The 16024-nt window shown below is 70.8% G+C and carries 18 protein-coding genes; 7 read left to right on the top strand and 11 right to left on the bottom strand.

Features of this window, described 5'->3' with window-relative positions; translation table 11 throughout:
* Positions 1–2 precede the first annotated feature (2 nt).
* From nhaA to ACWCOV_RS20055, 3 genes are all read left to right on the top strand, one after another.
* Complete coding sequence (gene nhaA, locus ACWCOV_RS20065; RefSeq protein WP_449830784.1) at positions 3–1217, top strand: Na+/H+ antiporter NhaA; 1215 nt, start codon at positions 3–5, stop codon at positions 1215–1217.
* A 74-nt stretch (positions 1218–1291) separates the two neighbouring features.
* Positions 1292–1720 carry a phage holin family protein gene (locus tag ACWCOV_RS20060; RefSeq protein WP_449830783.1) on the top strand — a complete coding sequence of 143 codons (429 nt, stop codon included), beginning with the start codon at positions 1292–1294 and terminating at the stop codon, positions 1718–1720.
* Between the two features lie 53 nt (positions 1721–1773).
* The gene (locus tag ACWCOV_RS20055) at positions 1774–2625 is read left to right on the top strand and encodes an alpha/beta fold hydrolase (RefSeq protein WP_449830782.1); all 852 of its coding nucleotides are present in this window, start codon (positions 1774–1776) and stop codon (positions 2623–2625) included.
* On the opposite strand, the gene ACWCOV_RS20050 is transcribed toward ACWCOV_RS20055, so the two are convergent.
* From ACWCOV_RS20050 to nth, 6 genes are read right to left on the bottom strand one after another with little or no spacing between them, the layout of a single operon-like run.
* A complete protein-coding gene (locus ACWCOV_RS20050; RefSeq protein WP_449830781.1) occupies positions 2582–3310 on the bottom strand; it encodes a hypothetical protein in 729 nt (242 codons plus the stop codon). The genes ACWCOV_RS20055 and ACWCOV_RS20050 overlap by 44 nt on opposite strands.
* On the bottom strand, positions 3310–3816 hold the full coding sequence (locus ACWCOV_RS20045; RefSeq protein WP_449830780.1) for a SigE family RNA polymerase sigma factor: 507 nt from the start codon (positions 3814–3816) through the stop codon (positions 3310–3312). Before ACWCOV_RS20045 ends, ACWCOV_RS20050 begins: the two co-directional genes overlap by 1 nt.
* A 49-nt stretch (positions 3817–3865) precedes the next feature.
* On the bottom strand, positions 3866–5038 hold the full coding sequence (locus ACWCOV_RS20040) for a MarP family serine protease (protein ID WP_449830779.1): 1173 nt from the start codon (positions 5036–5038) through the stop codon (positions 3866–3868).
* Complete coding sequence (locus tag ACWCOV_RS20035) at positions 5035–5805, bottom strand: NUDIX hydrolase (protein ID WP_449830778.1); 771 nt, start codon at positions 5803–5805, stop codon at positions 5035–5037. Before ACWCOV_RS20035 ends, ACWCOV_RS20040 begins: the two co-directional genes overlap by 4 nt.
* A complete protein-coding gene (locus ACWCOV_RS20030; RefSeq protein WP_449830777.1) occupies positions 5802–6377 on the bottom strand; it encodes a TlpA family protein disulfide reductase in 576 nt (191 codons plus the stop codon). The genes ACWCOV_RS20035 and ACWCOV_RS20030 overlap by 4 nt, the downstream gene beginning before the upstream one ends.
* A complete protein-coding gene (nth, locus tag ACWCOV_RS20025) occupies positions 6374–7138 on the bottom strand; it encodes an endonuclease III (RefSeq protein WP_449830776.1) in 765 nt (254 codons plus the stop codon). Before nth ends, ACWCOV_RS20030 begins: the two co-directional genes overlap by 4 nt.
* Positions 7139–7271: 133 nt before the next feature.
* On the opposite strand from nth, the gene ACWCOV_RS20020 reads away from it, so the two are divergent.
* Positions 7272–7949, top strand: a complete 678-nt coding sequence (locus ACWCOV_RS20020; RefSeq protein WP_360537801.1) for a Crp/Fnr family transcriptional regulator — start codon at positions 7272–7274, stop codon at positions 7947–7949.
* Between the two features lie 171 nt (positions 7950–8120).
* On the opposite strand, the gene ACWCOV_RS20015 is transcribed toward ACWCOV_RS20020, so the two are convergent.
* The 5 genes from ACWCOV_RS20015 to ACWCOV_RS19995 all read right to left on the bottom strand — a co-directional run bounded on the left by ACWCOV_RS20015 (position 8121) and on the right by ACWCOV_RS19995 (position 11418).
* Positions 8121–9059 carry a type IV toxin-antitoxin system AbiEi family antitoxin domain-containing protein gene (locus ACWCOV_RS20015; RefSeq protein WP_449830775.1) on the bottom strand — a complete coding sequence of 313 codons (939 nt, stop codon included), beginning with the start codon at positions 9057–9059 and terminating at the stop codon, positions 8121–8123.
* Positions 9060–9202: 143 nt separating this feature from the next.
* Positions 9203–9964 (bottom strand): MBL fold metallo-hydrolase, encoded by a 762-nt coding sequence (locus tag ACWCOV_RS20010; protein ID WP_449830774.1) that lies wholly within the window; start codon positions 9962–9964, stop codon positions 9203–9205.
* Positions 9961–10791 (bottom strand): NUDIX hydrolase, encoded by an 831-nt coding sequence (locus ACWCOV_RS20005; RefSeq protein ID WP_449830773.1) that lies wholly within the window; start codon positions 10789–10791, stop codon positions 9961–9963. Before ACWCOV_RS20005 ends, ACWCOV_RS20010 begins: the two co-directional genes overlap by 4 nt.
* A gap of 7 nt (positions 10792–10798) precedes the next feature.
* Positions 10799–11260: a RidA family protein gene (locus ACWCOV_RS20000; RefSeq protein ID WP_449830772.1), complete on the bottom strand. Its 462-nt coding sequence runs from the start codon at positions 11258–11260 to the stop codon at positions 10799–10801.
* Complete coding sequence (locus tag ACWCOV_RS19995) at positions 11257–11418, bottom strand: hypothetical protein (RefSeq protein ID WP_170284624.1); 162 nt, start codon at positions 11416–11418, stop codon at positions 11257–11259. Before ACWCOV_RS19995 ends, ACWCOV_RS20000 begins: the two co-directional genes overlap by 4 nt.
* A gap of 62 nt (positions 11419–11480) precedes the next feature.
* Between ACWCOV_RS19995 and ACWCOV_RS19990 the strand changes: the two genes are divergently transcribed.
* The 3 genes from ACWCOV_RS19990 (at position 11481) to lon (ending at position 15988) form a co-directional block, all read left to right on the top strand.
* Positions 11481–12431 (top strand): ArsA-related P-loop ATPase, encoded by a 951-nt coding sequence (locus ACWCOV_RS19990; RefSeq protein WP_449830771.1) that lies wholly within the window; start codon positions 11481–11483, stop codon positions 12429–12431.
* Positions 12428–13549 (top strand): ArsA family ATPase, encoded by a 1122-nt coding sequence (locus ACWCOV_RS19985; RefSeq protein WP_449830770.1) that lies wholly within the window; start codon positions 12428–12430, stop codon positions 13547–13549. Before ACWCOV_RS19990 ends, ACWCOV_RS19985 begins: the two co-directional genes overlap by 4 nt.
* Positions 13550–13636: 87 nt before the next feature.
* The gene (gene lon, locus ACWCOV_RS19980; RefSeq protein ID WP_449830769.1) at positions 13637–15988 is read left to right on the top strand and encodes an endopeptidase La; all 2352 of its coding nucleotides are present in this window, start codon (positions 13637–13639) and stop codon (positions 15986–15988) included.
* Positions 15989–16024 lie beyond the last annotated feature (36 nt).

Raw genomic sequence — 16024 nt, 5'->3', positions numbered from 1 at the left:
CGATGAGCCAGCCGCCGCGGATCCGGCAGAAGAAGCGCGCGTTTCCCCGGATCCTCGGACGCGAGCGAGCGATCCTCGCCGACACGCTGCGCGCCGAGACCACCGGCGGCCTGTTGCTGCTCGCGGCCGCCGTCGTCGCCCTCGCCTGGGCGAACTCCCCCTGGCAGGACGCCTACCACCACCTGCGCGACACCGAGCTCGGCCCGCTGACCGTCGAGGCGTGGGCGTCCGACGGCGCCCTCACGCTGTTCTTCTACCTGGCCGGCGTCGAGCTGAAGCGCGAGCTCGTGGTCGGCACGCTGTCCCGGCTCAACGAGGCGGTCGTGCCGGTGGTCGCGGCGCTCGCCGGAATGGTGCTCCCGGCAATCATCTACCTGGTCGTGAACCTGGCCGCCGACAACGGCAAGCCGCACGGCTGGGCGGTGCCGATGGCAACGGATATCGCGTTCGCGCTCGCCGTCCTGGCGATCGTCGGCTCGTCGCTGCCGAGTGCGCTGCGGGCGTTCCTGCTGACCCTGGCGGTGGTCGACGACTTCGGCGCGATCCTGGTGATCGCGGTGTTCTTCTCGCACGGGTTCGACCCGCTCGCGCTGCTCGCCGCGGTCGCGCTGATCGCGGTCTGGTTCCTGCTGCAGCGCCGCCGGATCCGTACGCCGTTCCTCTACGTGCCGATCGCGGTCGCGGCCTGGTGGTTCATGCACGAGTCGGGGATCCACGCCACCATCGCCGGGGTCGCGCTCGGCCTGGTCACCCGGGTGGTCGCGGACCCGGGTGAGGAGCACGCGCCGGCCGAGCGGATCGAGCACCGGCTGCGGCCGTGGTCCGCCGGCGTCGCCGTGCCGCTGTTCGCGTTGTTCGCGGCGGGCGTCACGTTGAGCGGGAGCGCCGTACGGCAGATGGTGACCGACCCGGTCGCGATCGGAGTGGTCGCCGGGCTGCTGCTCGGCAAGATGACCGGGGTGTTCGGCGGGTCCTGGCTGACCGCGCGGTTCACCCGGGCCGAGCTGAACTCCGACCTGTCCTGGCGGGACGTCGGCGCGGTGTCGGTGCTGGCCGGGATCGGGTTCACGGTCGCGCTGCTGATCGCGCAGCTGGCGTTCGGCGACGACCCCGCCCAGGTGGAGCGGGCGAAGGCCGCCGTCCTGGTCGCGTCGTTGCTGGCCGCCATGATCGCGGCGGTGCTGCTGTTCCGGCGCAATCGCGAGTACGCCGACTGACCTTCCTTCGTCGGGGGTACCCGTAGTTCGGGGCGGACGGCGGTAGTGTCAAGGGACGCAGCGGAAGGAGTGCCATGTCGATGGGGCCGAACGGGAGTGAGCCCACGGTCGGGCAGCTCGTCGCGAACGCCAGCAAGGATCTGTCCAGCCTGGTCCGCGGTGAGATCGAGCTGGCGAAGACCGAGCTGAAGAAGACCGCGGCCGCGGCCGGGACCGGGGCCGGCATGTTCGGCGGCGCCGCCTTCCTGGCCCTGCTGGCGATCATCCTGCTGTCCATCGCCGCGGCGTACGGGTTGACCGCCCTCGGGCTGCACCCGGCGCTGGCGTTCCTGCTGGTTGCCGTGTTCTACCTGCTGATCGCCGCCGTGCTGGTGCTGCTCGGCAAGCGCTCGCTCGGCAAGGCCAAGGGGCCGCAGCGCGCGATCGAGACGTCGAAGGAGTCGGTCGAGGTCCTCAAGGCGATCGGCAGGGGCGACGAGACCGAACCGAGCGTGCGGCGCTGAGCCCGGCCGGTGTCGTCGACCTGCTGGTCGACGGGCCCTGGTCACACTCGCTGGTGGCGGCCAACGGGGCTCGGTTCCACGTCGCGGAGTGCGGGCCGGCGGACGGACCGCTGGTGCTGTTCCTGCACGGCTTCCCCGAGTTCTGGTGGGCCTGGCGCCATCAGCTGCCGGTCGTCGCCGCGGCCGGCTACCGCGCCGTCGCGATGGACCTACGCGGGTACGGCGCCAGTGACAAGCCTCCTCGTGGTTACGACCCTTACACCGCCGCCGCGGACGTGTCCGGCGTCATCCGGTCGCTCGGGGCCACGGACGCCGTCGTCGTCGGGCACGGTTGGGGCGGGTTCATCGGCTGGTCGGCCGCCGTACTCGCCCCGCGACAGGTCCGCGGGCTCGCGGTCGTCTCGGCGCCGCACCCGTTGCTGCTGGCCAGGTCCGGTCAGGCGAAGGCGCTGACTCACACCGCCTGGTTCCAGCTGCCGATCCTGCCTGAGCGCCGCCTGCTCGCGCATGACGGCCTCCACATCGAGCGGCTGCTCCGCACCTGGTCCGCACCCGGTGGCACGTTCCCGGACGCCGAGTCCTCCCGCCGGTACCGCGCCGCGCTGCAGGTGTGGCCGGCGCCGCACTGCGCGCTCGAGTACCACCGCTGGTTCGCCCGCTCCCGGCTCCGGCCTGACGGTCGCAAGTACTCGGCCCGGATGCGTACGCCGGTCGCCGTACCCGTGCTGCAGATCCACGGAGCCCAGGACCCGGCGGTGTCCCCGACCGCGGTCACCCCACCACACCTGGTCACGGCCCCACTCCGGCACGAGTTCGTCACCCCGGCCGGCCACTTCCCGCACGAAGAGGCCCCGGACCTGTTCAACACCCTGGTCGTGGACTGGCTGGCGTCGTGTTCGACATAGCGCAGCCGGCCCCCGCCGGGATCTTCCCGTGCACCGGGCCGGCCGTGCCGGTCACCACCCAGGCGCCGGCTTGCTTCTCGAGCCGGTAGGTCAGCCAGTGGCCGTAACCGCACTCGCGTTCGATGCTGACCGCGACCTCCTTGTGGCCACCCTTGTCGATCACCGGCCCGACCGCGATGTCGCCGAGCGCCTTGCCGGAGCACGCATCACGGCTCGCGTACGTCGAACTCCAGGTGACGGAGAAGACCTTGCCGACCAGCTCCACGATCCTGTTCTTGTCCGCCACGGAGAAGGTGGGAACGGTGCTGAGCCGTTTCGCCTGCGTGACGGCGACAGTCTCATCCAGCAAGACCAGCGACTGCCAGCCCTGCGGCGGCTCGTACTGCTTCGCGCCCGCCAGGACCGCGGCCGCCCAGATCTCGGCGTTCTCGGACGCACCCGCGGTCGCCCGGGCGTCGGTGCTTCCGGTCGCGGAAGAGCTCGCCACCGGGTCCGCGTCGCGGTCGCGGCTGACGCCGTACAAGGTGCCTGCCAGGACGACGAGCACCGCCGCCGCGGCCATCAGGATCGGGGCCAGCGGGCGCCGGCGCTTGGTTGCCGACGGCAAACTGTCGGCCAGTTCCTCCTGGTCCGCAAAGGTCTCCCGGAGCAGCTGCTCGAGCTCTTCGTCGGTCAGCCTGGCCATCAGCGCTCCTCCTCAGCAGGCAGGGTGTTCCGCAGCGTCGCCAGCCCGCGGGCCGCGTTGGACCGGACCGTTCCGGGCGCGCACCCGAGCACGGCGGCGATCTCGTCGTCCGGCAGGTCCTCGTAGTACCTCAGCACCAGTACGGCGCGTTGCTGCCGGGGCAACGTCGCGAGCAACCGCCAGGCGGTGTCCCGCAGCGCCTGGCGGGCGCCGATGTCCTCGGTGGAGGGCAGGTCGACCGGCTCGGCGACCGGCAGCTCCCGGTTCTTCAGCAGGCGGCGCCAGCTGAGGAACTCGTTGACCACCATCGTCCGCAGGTAAGCCTCGGGGTTGTCCAGCGACTGGATCCGCTCCCACTTGCGGTGCGCGCGGGCGAACACCGTCTGGACCAGGTCCTCGGCGCTGTGTACGCCACCGGTCAGCATCAGACCGAGCCGCAGCAGCCGCCGCTCGGTCGAGACCACCAACTCGTCGAACGACAACGTCCCCTCCGTCGTCACCGTCATATCCCTAGAACGCGGTGGCGGCGCGGTTCTGCTGCATGGTCGTGGAGCTTCAGGTGCAGGTTCTGGTGGAGACTTCCTGGGTCGCGGTCGCGCCTTCGCGGGCGTCGTCGGAGACCTGCTCGGCGGTGAGCACGTAGCCGGTGCGGTTGTCCTCGACCGAGGCCGCGAACACCACGCCGTACACGGTGCCCTTGTTGGACAGCAGCGGGCCGCCGGAGTTGCCGGGGCGGACCGAGGCCCAGATCGAGAACGCCTCCCGGGTCACCGTCCGGTCGCCGTAGATGTCCGGGCCGCGGAGGCGCTCCTCGGACCGGATCCGGGCCGGCTCGGAGTCGAACGGGCCGTTCTCCGGGTAGCCGAGGACGACGGCCGGGTCGTCCGCCTTGCCGGTGAAGTCGAAGGGCAGCGGCTGGATGGTCAGCTTCGGCACATACAGCACCGCGATGTCGACCTCGGGGTCGAACACCACCACGGACGCCTCGTACGACTGCCCGTTCACCTCGACCTGCGGCGAGCCGACGCCGGCGACCACGTGCGCGTTCGTCATCACCCGCTGCGGCGCGTACACGAACCCGCTGCCCTCCAGGCCGCGCGAGCAGTTGGCCACCCCGGTGATCTTGGCGATCCGGGTGTACGCCGCCCGGACCGCCGGCTGCCGGGAGATCTCGCCGTCCGGCGGCTGCGTCTCCCGGATCCGCTCCGGCACGAACGGGTCCAGGAACCGCGGGAACAGATCGGTGTTGACCACGTCGTTGAACGCCTGCAACGCCTGGTCGGCACGGTTCGGCAGCACCTCGTCGACCTTCGCGAGCACCTGCGAGCCGCGCACCGCGGACGTCACGCTCGGGATCCGGGCGCCGCTCACCGCCACGCCGAGCACCCAGGACACGATCAGCACCGAGACCGCGGCCAGCGCGGCTCCGCCGAGCGCGTCGACCGCCTTCACCGGCGTCCAGGAGATCTTGTTTCTCAGTCTCGACCCGAGTACGGCGCCTATCGTGCGGCCGATCGAGGCCAGGATCACCACCAGCACCAGCGCCGCGAACGACACCGAGACACTCGGCGAGAAGTTGTCCAGCACCCGGGGCACGACCCAGACGCCGACCGCGGCGCCGCCGAGCAGGCCCAGCGTGGCGCACGCGCCCAGCACGAAACCCTCGATGTACCCGGAGATCGCCACCAGCCCGGTGATGATCAGCAGCGCGTAGTCGAGCTTGCTCACTCCACACCTTCCGACTGGACACCCTCAGACCGGCCGAGGTCGTGCTCGATGGCGGTCATCCGCCGCACTTCCTCCGGCCGCCGTCCCTCACTCCGCCAGGCCGCCTCGACCAGTCGGTCGGGCAACGGTACGACGACGGAGGGGTCCCAGTCGCGCGACCAGCCACCCAGAACGAGCAATTTGCCCAGCAGACCGGCGGTGAAACCCCAGATGTAGAGGTCACCGACGGTGAACGCCGGTCCGGTGAACCCGGACGGGTGCAGGCAGCTGATCCGGTTCGCCGGATCGGCCAGCGCCCGCACGGACACGGTGTGGACCGACGCGACCTCGGCCGAGTCGACCACTGCCACCGGCGACGGCTCCCGCCACCAGCCCAGCACCGGCGACACGCCGAAGTTGCTCACCGGCACCCACAGCGCCGGCCAGACCGCGAACGGCACCACTCCGGCCGGGTCCAGCCCGGTCTCCTCCTCGGCCTCGCGCAGCGCGGTCCGCACCAGGCCCGGCTCACCGGTGCCGTCCTCCGGATCGACACCGCCGCCGGGGAACGCCATCTGCCCGGCATGCCGGCGCAACGTCCAGGCCCGCTCGGTGAGCAGCACCTCCGGCCCGTCGTTGCCATCAGCAAGCAAGATCAGTACGGCGGACTTGCGCACCGACGGATCGTCCGGCGGCAGAAACCTCGACAGCTGCGCCGGGTCCACCTCCTCGGACGCCTGCGCCAGCGGCTTCAGCCACTCCGGGATCTCGACACCTTCGAACGTCACAGCTGCACTCCCAGCTTGTCCTTCACCAGCTGGTCGAGCTGCTGCTGCGAGGTGAGCACCCCGTGATGCACGTAGACGACGGCGCCGTCCTTGTCGACGAAGGCGGTCAGCGGCGGGCCGCCGATCCGCAGCGCCTGCTGGATCGTCTTGTCCTGGTCGACCAGGTGCGGGTAGGCCAGCCCTTCCTCGGTCGCGAACTTCACCGCGAGCTCGGGCCGCGGGTCGGCGTAGTCGATCCCGAGCATCTGCACCTTCCCGGTCTTCGCGAGCGCAGCCAGGTACGGCGCTTCGTCGCGGCACGGACCGCACCACTGGGCCCAGATGTTGACGACGAGCGGCCCGCGGAGGTCGGCGAGCCGGATGTCCGGCCCCTCGCCGAGGCACCGCAGGCTGACGTCGGGCAGTCCGTTGCTGACCGGCGGCTTGGACGGCGTCGACGGGCAGGCGGACACCGTGGCCGCGCCGCCGGTCGCCGCGGGCTGGGAGCCGTCGGCCGGCTCGGATCCGCACGACGCCAGGACCAGTCCGGCGACGAGCCAGCTGGTCGCGCAGAGCGTCGTACGGAGTCTCACGCCGGGACCTTCACCAGCTTCGCGGCTACCACGGGGTCGGTCGGGCCGGCGCCGTACGACGGGCACCACTGGGCGATCGGGCAGGCGCCGCAGGCCGGCTTCTTGGCGTGGCAGCGACGGCGACCGTGGAAGATCAGCCGGTGCGACAGCATCGTCCAGTCCTTCTTCGGGAACAGCGCGCCGATCAGGTGCTCGACCTTGACCGGGTCCTCCTCGGTGGTCCAGCCGAACCGGCGGACCAGGCGCCCGAAGTGGGTGTCGACGGTGATCCCGGGGACCCCGAAGGCGTTGCCGAGCACCACGTTCGCCGTCTTGCGGCCGGTGCCGGGCAGCTTCACCAGCTCCTCCAGCTTGCCCGGGACGACGCCGTCGTAGTCGTCGACCAGGGCCTGGCCGAGCTTCATCACGCTGTTGGTCTTGGCCCGGAAGAAGCCGGTCGGCTTGAGGATCGCCTCCAGCTCCTCCCGGTCGGCCTCCGCGTAGGCCTGGGCGGTCGGGTACTTGGCGAACAGGGTCGGAGTCACCTTGTTCACCATCACGTCGGTGGTCTGGGCCGACAGGATGGTGGCCACCAGCAACTCGAGCGGGTTGGTGAAGTCCAGCTCGCAGTGAGCGTCCGGATACGTCTCGGTGAGCACCTTGTGCATCTTGCGGGCCCGGCGGACCAGCTGGGTGTGGGTCTCACCGGTGTGGACCGGGGCTTTGCGGGGCAGCTTCAGCGGCACCTCGACGACGGGGTCCGCGACACGCTGGGATGGCATGGAGGCAAGCCTACGTGGCGGGGCCGACACCCGAGGGGCTACGGTTTTGGGGCAACCGGGTGGTAACGGCCCGGTGCCGGGCGAGGCCGGACCCCGCCCGTCAGCCGTGGTCGAAGGTCCGAGGAGGCCCAAAGTGGATGCCGCAGTGCTCCGACAGGCACCGCTGTTCAGTCAGCTCGACGACGAGGCGGCCGACGCGCTGGCCGCGTCGATGACCGAGAACCGGCTGCGCCGCGGCCAGGTCCTGTTCCACGAGGGCGACTCCGGTGACCGGCTGTTCGTCGTGGTCGAGGGCAAGGTCAAGCTGGGCCGCACCTCCGCCGACGGCCGGGAGAACCTGATCGCCGTGCTCGGCCCGGGCCAGATGTTCGGCGAGCTGTCGCTGTTCGACCCGGGTCCGCGGTCCGCGACCGTGACCGCGGTGACCGATGCCTCGATGATGTCGCTGACCCACGACGAGCTGCTGCGCTGGCTGGCCGGCCGCCCCGAGGTGGCCCGCGGCCTGCTGCTCCAGCTGGCGTCCCGGCTGCGCAAGGTCTCCGACGTGGTGGCCGACCTGGTGTTCTCCGACGTGCCGGGCCGGGTCGCGAAGGCGCTGCTCGACCTGGCGAGCCGGTTCGGCCGGACCGCCGACGACGGCGTCCACGTGCACCACGACCTGACCCAGGAGGAGCTGGCCCAGCTGGTCGGCGCCTCCCGCGAGACCGTCAACAAGGCGCTGGCCGACTTCGCCTCCCGTGGCTGGGTCCGCCTGGAGCCGCGTTCCGTCGTACTCCTGGATGTCGACCGCCTCCAACGCCGCGCCCGCTAGCCCCGCCCTCCCCACCCACTTCGAGGGGATATCCCCTCGAAGTGCGGGTTCTCCTGTCGTATACGAGTGGAGAACCCCCGAGCCGTCCGGATATCCCCTCGAACGGGAGTACGCCGAGGCGCGCACAGCCGGACCGCTGGGCGCGGCCGGGCGAGGTCGGGGCGTACGGCGTCAGGCGGCTCGGGCGCGGCCGGTGAGGGCTCTCCCGATGGTGCCCGCCAGGTGTGCCGGGCGATCGAGGTCCGCCCAGTCGGCCCGGACCACGGTCAGGCCTAGAGCCCGCAACCGGTCCTCACGGCGCTTCTCACGGACCAGCACCTCAGGCGATCCGCCGCCGTACTTCAGCATCCCGTCGAACTCGACCACCGTGTCGTACGCCGGGAAGTGGAAGTCGACGCGCCCGACAAGCCCGTCGGCGTCGTGCAGCTCTGACTGGAGAACTGGTGCCGGCAGACCATGCTCGTGCAGCAGGACCCGCAGGCGCGACTCACCGACCGACTCCGACAACCGGTTCCCGAAGCGCAGAGCCGCCCGCGCGTTGGTACCTCCGGGCCAGAACTCGAAGACGTGCAGCAGGCTCCGGATGTCCGCATCGCTGACGTCGTACTCACGGAGTGCAGCATCGACACCCACGACGGCCACCTCGAACGACGTCGCACACGCCGATTCGACGGCAGCACGAAGTGGACTGGTCACCAGGCGGCCCTCGACCTCGGCAAGGTCAGCAGCTGCCAGCTTCCCGAGGTGATGCTGGACGTGCGCGACGAGGCCACCCGATTGCCCATCCAGACGCGTGACATGCACTCTGCTGAGATCCAGCCCCCAGACCGGTAGCCGGTGCAGCAGGAGCGACGACTGGTGGCTCACCGCAACAGATCCCGTGCGCAGCGAATTCATCACCGCATGGACCTGCCGGCGATGATTCCACTCTGCCCGCTCCCAAGGTTGCAGGGCGGCGAGGTCCACCTTCTCGGCGTACTGTCCACGCCGGACCCGCTGCCAGCGCCCATCGCTGAGCCGGCGGACGATCTGGTCGGCGGAGTAGCCACAGACCAACGCTTGGGTACGACTGAACACGCCGCCTTGTCGCGCCGCGAGCAGCTTGAGCATCGGATTCACCCCACCAAGCATCTGCCACCCAGCGCCGGATCTGCCCCCCATCCCCCAATCTGTGGAAATCCCTTCGAGGGGATGTCCCCTTGAAGCGTGGGTTCTCTGCTCGCATACGAGGGGAGAACCCCCAATACCCGGGGTTATCCCCTCAAATAGTCCAGTTGGGCGCGGACCGAGCGTTCGGCGGCGGGCCAGAGGGAGCGGTCTACGTCGGCGTAGACGTGTGCCACGACCGCTTCCGGTGTGGTGTGGCCGGCCGCGAGCGCCGCCCGGACCTGGTCGAGGCGTTCCTTGCGGTGCTCGACGTAGTACGTGAGGACGTCCGTCGGGTCGTCGATGACCGGGCCGTGGCCGGGGAGCAGGCGCTCGACGCCGGCGGCCGAGTTGGCGAAGGCCAGCAGGCGGTCGAGGGAGTCGAGGTAGGGGCCGAGGGCACCGTCCGGGTGGGCGACCACCGACGTGCCGCGGCCGAGGACGGTGTCGCCGGTCAGCAGGGAGCCGTCCTGCGGGAGCCAGAAGCAGACCGAGTCCATCGTGTGGCCGGGCGTCGGCAGGACCTCGATGCGGAGGCCGCCGACCATGATCACGTCCCCTTCGTTCAGGCCGTGGGCGTGATCGGTGGGCAGCCGGAACGCCGGGTCGACCGCCCGGACCCCGCACCCGGCCTGGTTCGCGAACCACGCAGCCCCTTCCGAGTGGTCTGGGTGCTTGTGCGTCAGCAGTACGACGGCCACCTTGCCGGCCTGGTCGAGGACTACCCGCAGGTGGTCCTCCAGCATCGGGCCCGGGTCCACGACGACCGACTCGTCCGCCCCCGGCGCCCGCAGGATCCAGGTGTTGGTCCCGTCCAGCGTCATCAGCCCGGGGTTGTCCGCACGCACCAGCGTCGCGTAGTCGGTCATGTCGTCTCCAGGTAGGCCTGGTCGCCGTCGATGCGGACGGTCGGCAGGACCGGGCGGATCTCGCGTTCACCGGCGGCGGTGAGGATGTCCGCCACGTCGCCGTACGGCGTGAGGTCGCGGCAGCACACGTACGTCGGGGGCAGCATCAGCAGATCGCCCGCCTCGACGGCCGTGACCGCGTCCGCCGGGCGCATCCAGGCGACCTGGTCGGACTCGCTCGTCACGTCGCGGGTCACCTGCCCGGCCGGGAGCGCGGCGACGAAGAAGCGGGTGTCGTACCGCCGGGGCTCGAACTCGGGCGTGATCCAGTGCGCCCACGGCCCCAGCAGGTCGGCGCGCAGGACCAGCCCACGCCGGTGCAAGAAGTCGGCGAACCCGAGCTCCCGCGCCTCCAGCGCGACCCGGTCGGCTTCCCAGTCGTCGCCGGTCGTGTCGCCGACGACGGACGAGGTGGACGGGCCGGCCAGCAGCACCCCCGACTCCTCGAACGTCTCCCGCACCGCGGCCGCGACGTACGCCGAGGCCGTCTGCTCGTCGCACCCCAGCCGGTCCGCGAACCAGGCCGGCGCGGGCCCGGACCACGAGTCGGCCACGGTCGCGTCGGTCGGGTCCACCCGGCCGCCCGGGAAGACCGTCATACCGGCCGCGAACGCCATCGTCCGCTGCCGCCGGAGCAGGTAGACCTCCGGTCCGGCGGCAGTGTCGCGGAGCAGGATCACCGTCGAGGCCGGACGCGGCTCGGCCGCCGTCCGGCCCTCGCGGGCGAACTCCAGCGCAGCCGACGCCATCCGGCCGGACAGCAACTCGGACTTCAGGTTGCGGACCATGCGAAGGTCAGGCGACCTCGACGATCAGCTCGACCTCGACCGGCGCGTCGAGCGGCAGGACCGGGACGCCGACCGCGCTCCGGGCGTGCTGGCCGGCCTCGCCGAACACCTGGCCGAACAGCTCCGAGGCGCCGTTGGCGACCTGCGGCTGGCCGGTGAAGTCGGACGTGGACGCGATGAACGCGACCGCCTTGACGACCCGCCGCACGTTCGCGAGGTCGCCGATCTCGGCCTTGACCGCGGCCAGCGCGTTCAGCGCGCACTGCTGCGCGCACTCGCTCGCGACCTCGGCGGTGACGGCGTCGCCCACCTTGCCGGTGGCGATCAGGGTGCCCTCGCGCAGCGGCAGCTGGCCGGACGTGTAGACCAGGTTCCCGGTCCGGACGGCCGGGACGTAGGCGGCGACCGGCTTGGCCACCTCGGGCAGCTTCAGGCCGAGCTCGGCCAGCTTCTCCTCGGGGTGGCTCATTTGTCCTCGATCTCCCGCTTCAGGTAGGCGACCAGGGACTCCGGGTTCGGGCCCTGGACGACCTGGACCAGCTCCCAGCCGTCCTGGCCGAAGTTGTCCAGGATCTCCTTGGTCGAGTGGACCAGCAGCGGCGCGGTGAAGTACTCGAACTTCTTCATGAGGTGGACTCTAACTGGCTCCAGAGACAGTGTGCTGTGGGCCACGTCCTACCCTGGACCGTATGGCGAGGCTGCACGTGGTCACCGGCAAAGGTGGCACCGGGAAGACGACTGTTGCGGCCGCCATGGCGCTGTCGCTGGCCGACCAGGGCAAGCGCGTCCTGCTCGTCGAGGTCGAGGGCCGGCAGGGCATCGCCCAGCTGTTCGACGTGCCGCCGCTGCCGTACGTCGAGCGCCGGATCGCCCACGGTCCGGGCGGCGGCGAGGTGTACGCGCTGGCCGTGGACGCCGAGGCGGCGCTGCTGGAGTACCTCGACATGTACTACCACCTCGGCCGCGCCGGGAAAGCGCTCGACAAGGTGGGCGCGATCGACTTCGTCACCACGATCGCTCCTGGCCTGCGCGACGTACTGCTGACCGGCAAGGTCTACGAGGCGACCCGGCGGAAGTCGCACGGGCGGCTCGCGTACGACGCCGTCGTGCTGGACGCACCGCCGACCGGCCGGATCGCGCCGTTCCTGAACGTGAACCACGAGGTCGCCGACCTGGCCAAGGTCGGGCCGATCCGGAACCAGGCGGACGCGATCATGGGCATGCTGCGCTCGGACGTGACCCGGATCCACCTGGTCACACTGCTCGAGGAGATGCCGGTCCAGGAGACGCTGGACGCGGTCGAGCACCTGGAGGCGCTCGACCTGCGGATCGGGTCGATCGTGGTGAACATGGTCCGCAACAGCCCGCTGGACGACGACGCGCTCGCCCTTGCGGTGAAGGAAGAACTGCCCACGACCGAGATCAGCAAGGGGTTGCGCTCGGCCGGTGTCGCCGTCAGCAAGGAACTGGTCGCGACGCTGGCCGCGGAGGCGCACGACCACGCCGTCCGGGTCGGGCTGGAACGCGAGAACCGCGACCGGATAGATGCTCTGGGCAAGCAGGTCACCCAGCTGCCGCTGCTGCCGGAAGGAATCGACCAAGGCGCCTTGTTCGACCTGGCCGAGGAGTTGCGCGCGTGACCGACCTGAATCTGGACGCCCTGATCGACGACCCGGGGACGCGCATCATCGTGACCTGTGGGGCGGGTGGGGTCGGCAAGACGACGACGGCTGCCGCGCTGGGTCTGCGGGCCGCGGAGCGCGGACGGAAGGTCGTCGTACTGACGATCGATCCGGCCCGGCGGCTGGCGCAGTCGCTCGGGCTGACCGAGCTCGACAACACGCCGCGCGCCGTGGCCCACGTGGACGTCGCGAACGGCGGCCGGCTGGACGCGATGATGCTGGACATGAAGCGGACCTTCGACGAGGTCGTGCTCGCCCACGCGACGCCGGAGAAGGCCGAGCAGATCCTGGCGAACCCCTTCTACATGGCGCTCTCGTCGTCGTTCGCGGGGACGCAGGAGTACATGGCGATGGAGAAGCTCGGGCAGCTGCACAAGCAGGCCGAGCGGTCGGGTGACTGGGATCTGATCGTGGTGGACACCCCGCCGTCGCGGTCCGCGCTGGACTTCCTGGACGCGCCGGAGCGGCTGGCGTCACTGCTGGAGGGACGGTTCCTGCGGTTGCTGCTGGCGCCTGCCCGCGGGCCGTTCCGGTTGATGTCGGCCGGAGTGAACATGGCGATGTCCGTGCTGAACAAGGTGCTCGGCGCTCAGGTGCTGACCGACGTACAGACCTTTGTGGCTGCCTTCGACACCTTGTTCGGCGGCTTCCGGCAGCGGGCCGAGCAGACGGTGGCGCTGCTGCGCGAGCCGCACACAGCCTTCCTGGTGGTGGCCGCTCCGCAGAACGACGCGCTGCGGGAAGCTTCGTACTTCGCGGAGCGTTTGCGTGAGGAGGGCATGCCGCTGGCCGGCGTCGTCCTGAACCGGGTGACGACCACGCACGCTCCGGAGCTCTCGGCGGAGCGGTCGCTCGCCGCGGCGGAGCGGCTCGAGGAGGCGGGCAAGTCGCCGCTGACAGCCGCCGTACTGCGGTTGCACGCGGGCAAGATGCAGCAGGTGGTCGGCGACCACAAGCGGGCCGACCGGTTCCGCCGCGGCCACCGCTCGATCCCGGCTGTGGAGGTCCCGGCCCTGGCCGACGACGTCCACGACCTCACCGGTCTACGCCAGATCGCCGACCTGCTGACAGCCTGATTTCACCGTCAGCGAACGCCGGGAATTACTTGCTTACACGCACGGTTGAGCCTGTCAGACTCAATCTTTGGATAAGGGTGTGACAGCGTGACCGATACGTTGAATCTTCCTGTTCTGCCGCTGGACGACGCCGTGGTCCTGCCGGGAATGGTCGTGCCGGTCCGGTTGGCCGACGCCGAGGCCCGGGCCGCGATCGACGCCGCGCAGGCTTCCGGCCAGGACCAGGTCCTGCTGGTGCCGCGGTTGGACGGGAAATATGCCAAGGCCGGGACGCTCGGTGAGATCGAGCAGATCGGCCGGCTGCCGGGCGGAGCCCAGGCAGCCGTCATCCGTGGGACCTCCCGGGTCCTGATCGGCGCCGGGACCACCGGTCCGGGCGCCGCGCTCTGGGTGGGCGCGACCGTGCTGCACGAGATCACCGACAGCCGGTCGGCCGAGCTCGCCCGCGAGTACAAGACCCTGGTGACGTCGGTGCTGCAGCGTCGCGGCGCCTGGCAGGTCATCGACTCCGTGAAGCAGGTGAACGACCCGGCGGAGCTGTCCGACCTGGCCGGCTACGCGTCGTACCTGACGAACGAGCAGAAGTCCTGGCTGGTCGAGAACGCGAATGTCTCCGAGCGGCTGGAGAAGCTGATCGGCTGGGTGAAGGACCACCTGGCCGAGCTCGAGGTCTCCGAGACGATCCAGAAGGACGTCCAGGAGGGCATGGAGAAGCAGCAGCGGGAGTTCCTGCTGCGCCAGCAGATGGCCGCGATCCGCAAGGAGCTGGCCGAGCTGGACGGCAAGGCCGAGTCCGAGGAAGAGGACTACCGGGCCCGCGTCGAGGCCGCCGAGCTGCCCGAGCACGTGCGCAAGGCCGCGCTCGCCGAGGTCGACAAGCTGGAGCGGACCGCCGAGCAGTCCCCCGAGGTCGGCTGGATCCGGACCTGGCTGGACACGGTGCTCGAGATGCCGTGGAACGAGCGGACCGAGGACAGCTACGACATCCGGGAGGCCCGGGCCGTGCTGGACGCGGACCACGCCGGCCTGGACGACGTGAAGGAGCGCATCACCGAGTACCTGGCCGTACGGCGCCGCCGCGCGGACCGTGGTCTCGGAGTGGTCGGCGGTCGCCGCAGTGGCGCCGTACTGGCCCTGGTCGGTCCTCCTGGTGTGGGCAAGACCTCGCTGGGCGAGTCCGTGGCCCGTGCGATGGGACGGAAGTTCGTCCGGGTCGCGCTGGGCGGCGTCCGCGACGAGGCCGAGATCCGCGGTCACCGGCGGACGTACGTCGGTGCGCTGCCGGGCCGGATCGTCCGGGCCATCACCGAGGCGGGCTCGATGAATCCCGTCGTACTGCTGGACGAGATCGACAAGGTGGGTGCGGACTACCGGGGCGACCCGACGGCCGCGCTGCTGGAGGTCTTGGACCCGGCGCAGAACCACACCTTCCGGGACCACTACCTGGAGGTCGAGCTGGACCTGTCCGACGTGGTCTTCCTGGCCACGGCGAACGTGCTGGACTCCATCCCGGCGCCGCTGCTGGACCGGATGGAACTGGTGCAGCTGGACGGGTACACCGAGGACGAGAAGGTCGTCATCGCCCGTGACCACCTGCTCCCGCGTCAGCTGGAGCGGGCAGGCCTGACGGCGGACGAGGTGGCCCTCGACGACTCGGCGCTGCGGGTGCTGGCCGGCGAGTACACGCGTGAGGCCGGCGTACGGCAGCTGGAGCGGTCGATCGCCCGCGTCCTGCGGAAGGTGACGGCGAAGCTTGCCTTGGGCGACGACCCGGGCTCGCTGACCATCGGCTCGGGTGACCTGAAGGGGTACCTGGGTTCGCCGAAGTTCACTCCGGAGTCGGTCGAGCGTACGGCGCTTCCGGGTGTGGCGACCGGGCTGGCGGTGACCGGTGCGGGTGGCGACGTGCTCTTCGTCGAGGCGTCGCTGGCCGACAAGGAGACCGGCCCGACCGGAGTCACGCTGACCGGGCAGCTCGGTGACGTGATGAAGGAGTCGGCGCAGATCGCCCTGTCGTACCTGCGCTCGCACGGCGCGGAGCTGGGGCTGCCGGTCGGCGACCTGGCCGAGCGGAACGCCCACATCCACGTCCCGGCGGGCGCCGTACCGAAGGACGGGCCGTCGGCGGGGGTCACGATGACGACCGCGCTGGCGTCGCTGCTGTCCGGGCGGCCGGTCCGCTCGGAGGTCGCGATGACCGGTGAGGTGTCGCTGACCGGACGGGTCCTCCCGATCGGTGGGGTGAAGCAGAAGCTGCTCGCCGCGCACCGGGCCGGGCTGACCACGATCCTGATCCCGAAGCGGAACGAGCCGGACCTGGAGGACGTGCCGGAGTCGGTGCTGGCGGAGCTGACGGTGCACCCGGTCAGCGACGTCCGCGAGGTGCTGGACCTGGCGCTGGAGCCGGCTCAGGTCGCGGCGCGCCAGTACGCCGCCTGACCGCCGTACGGACCGAGGGCCCGGGCATTGTGCCCG

The organism is Kribbella sp. NPDC002412, from assembly GCF_053592935.1.
This window is presented reverse-complemented; position numbering and strand designations above follow the sequence as displayed.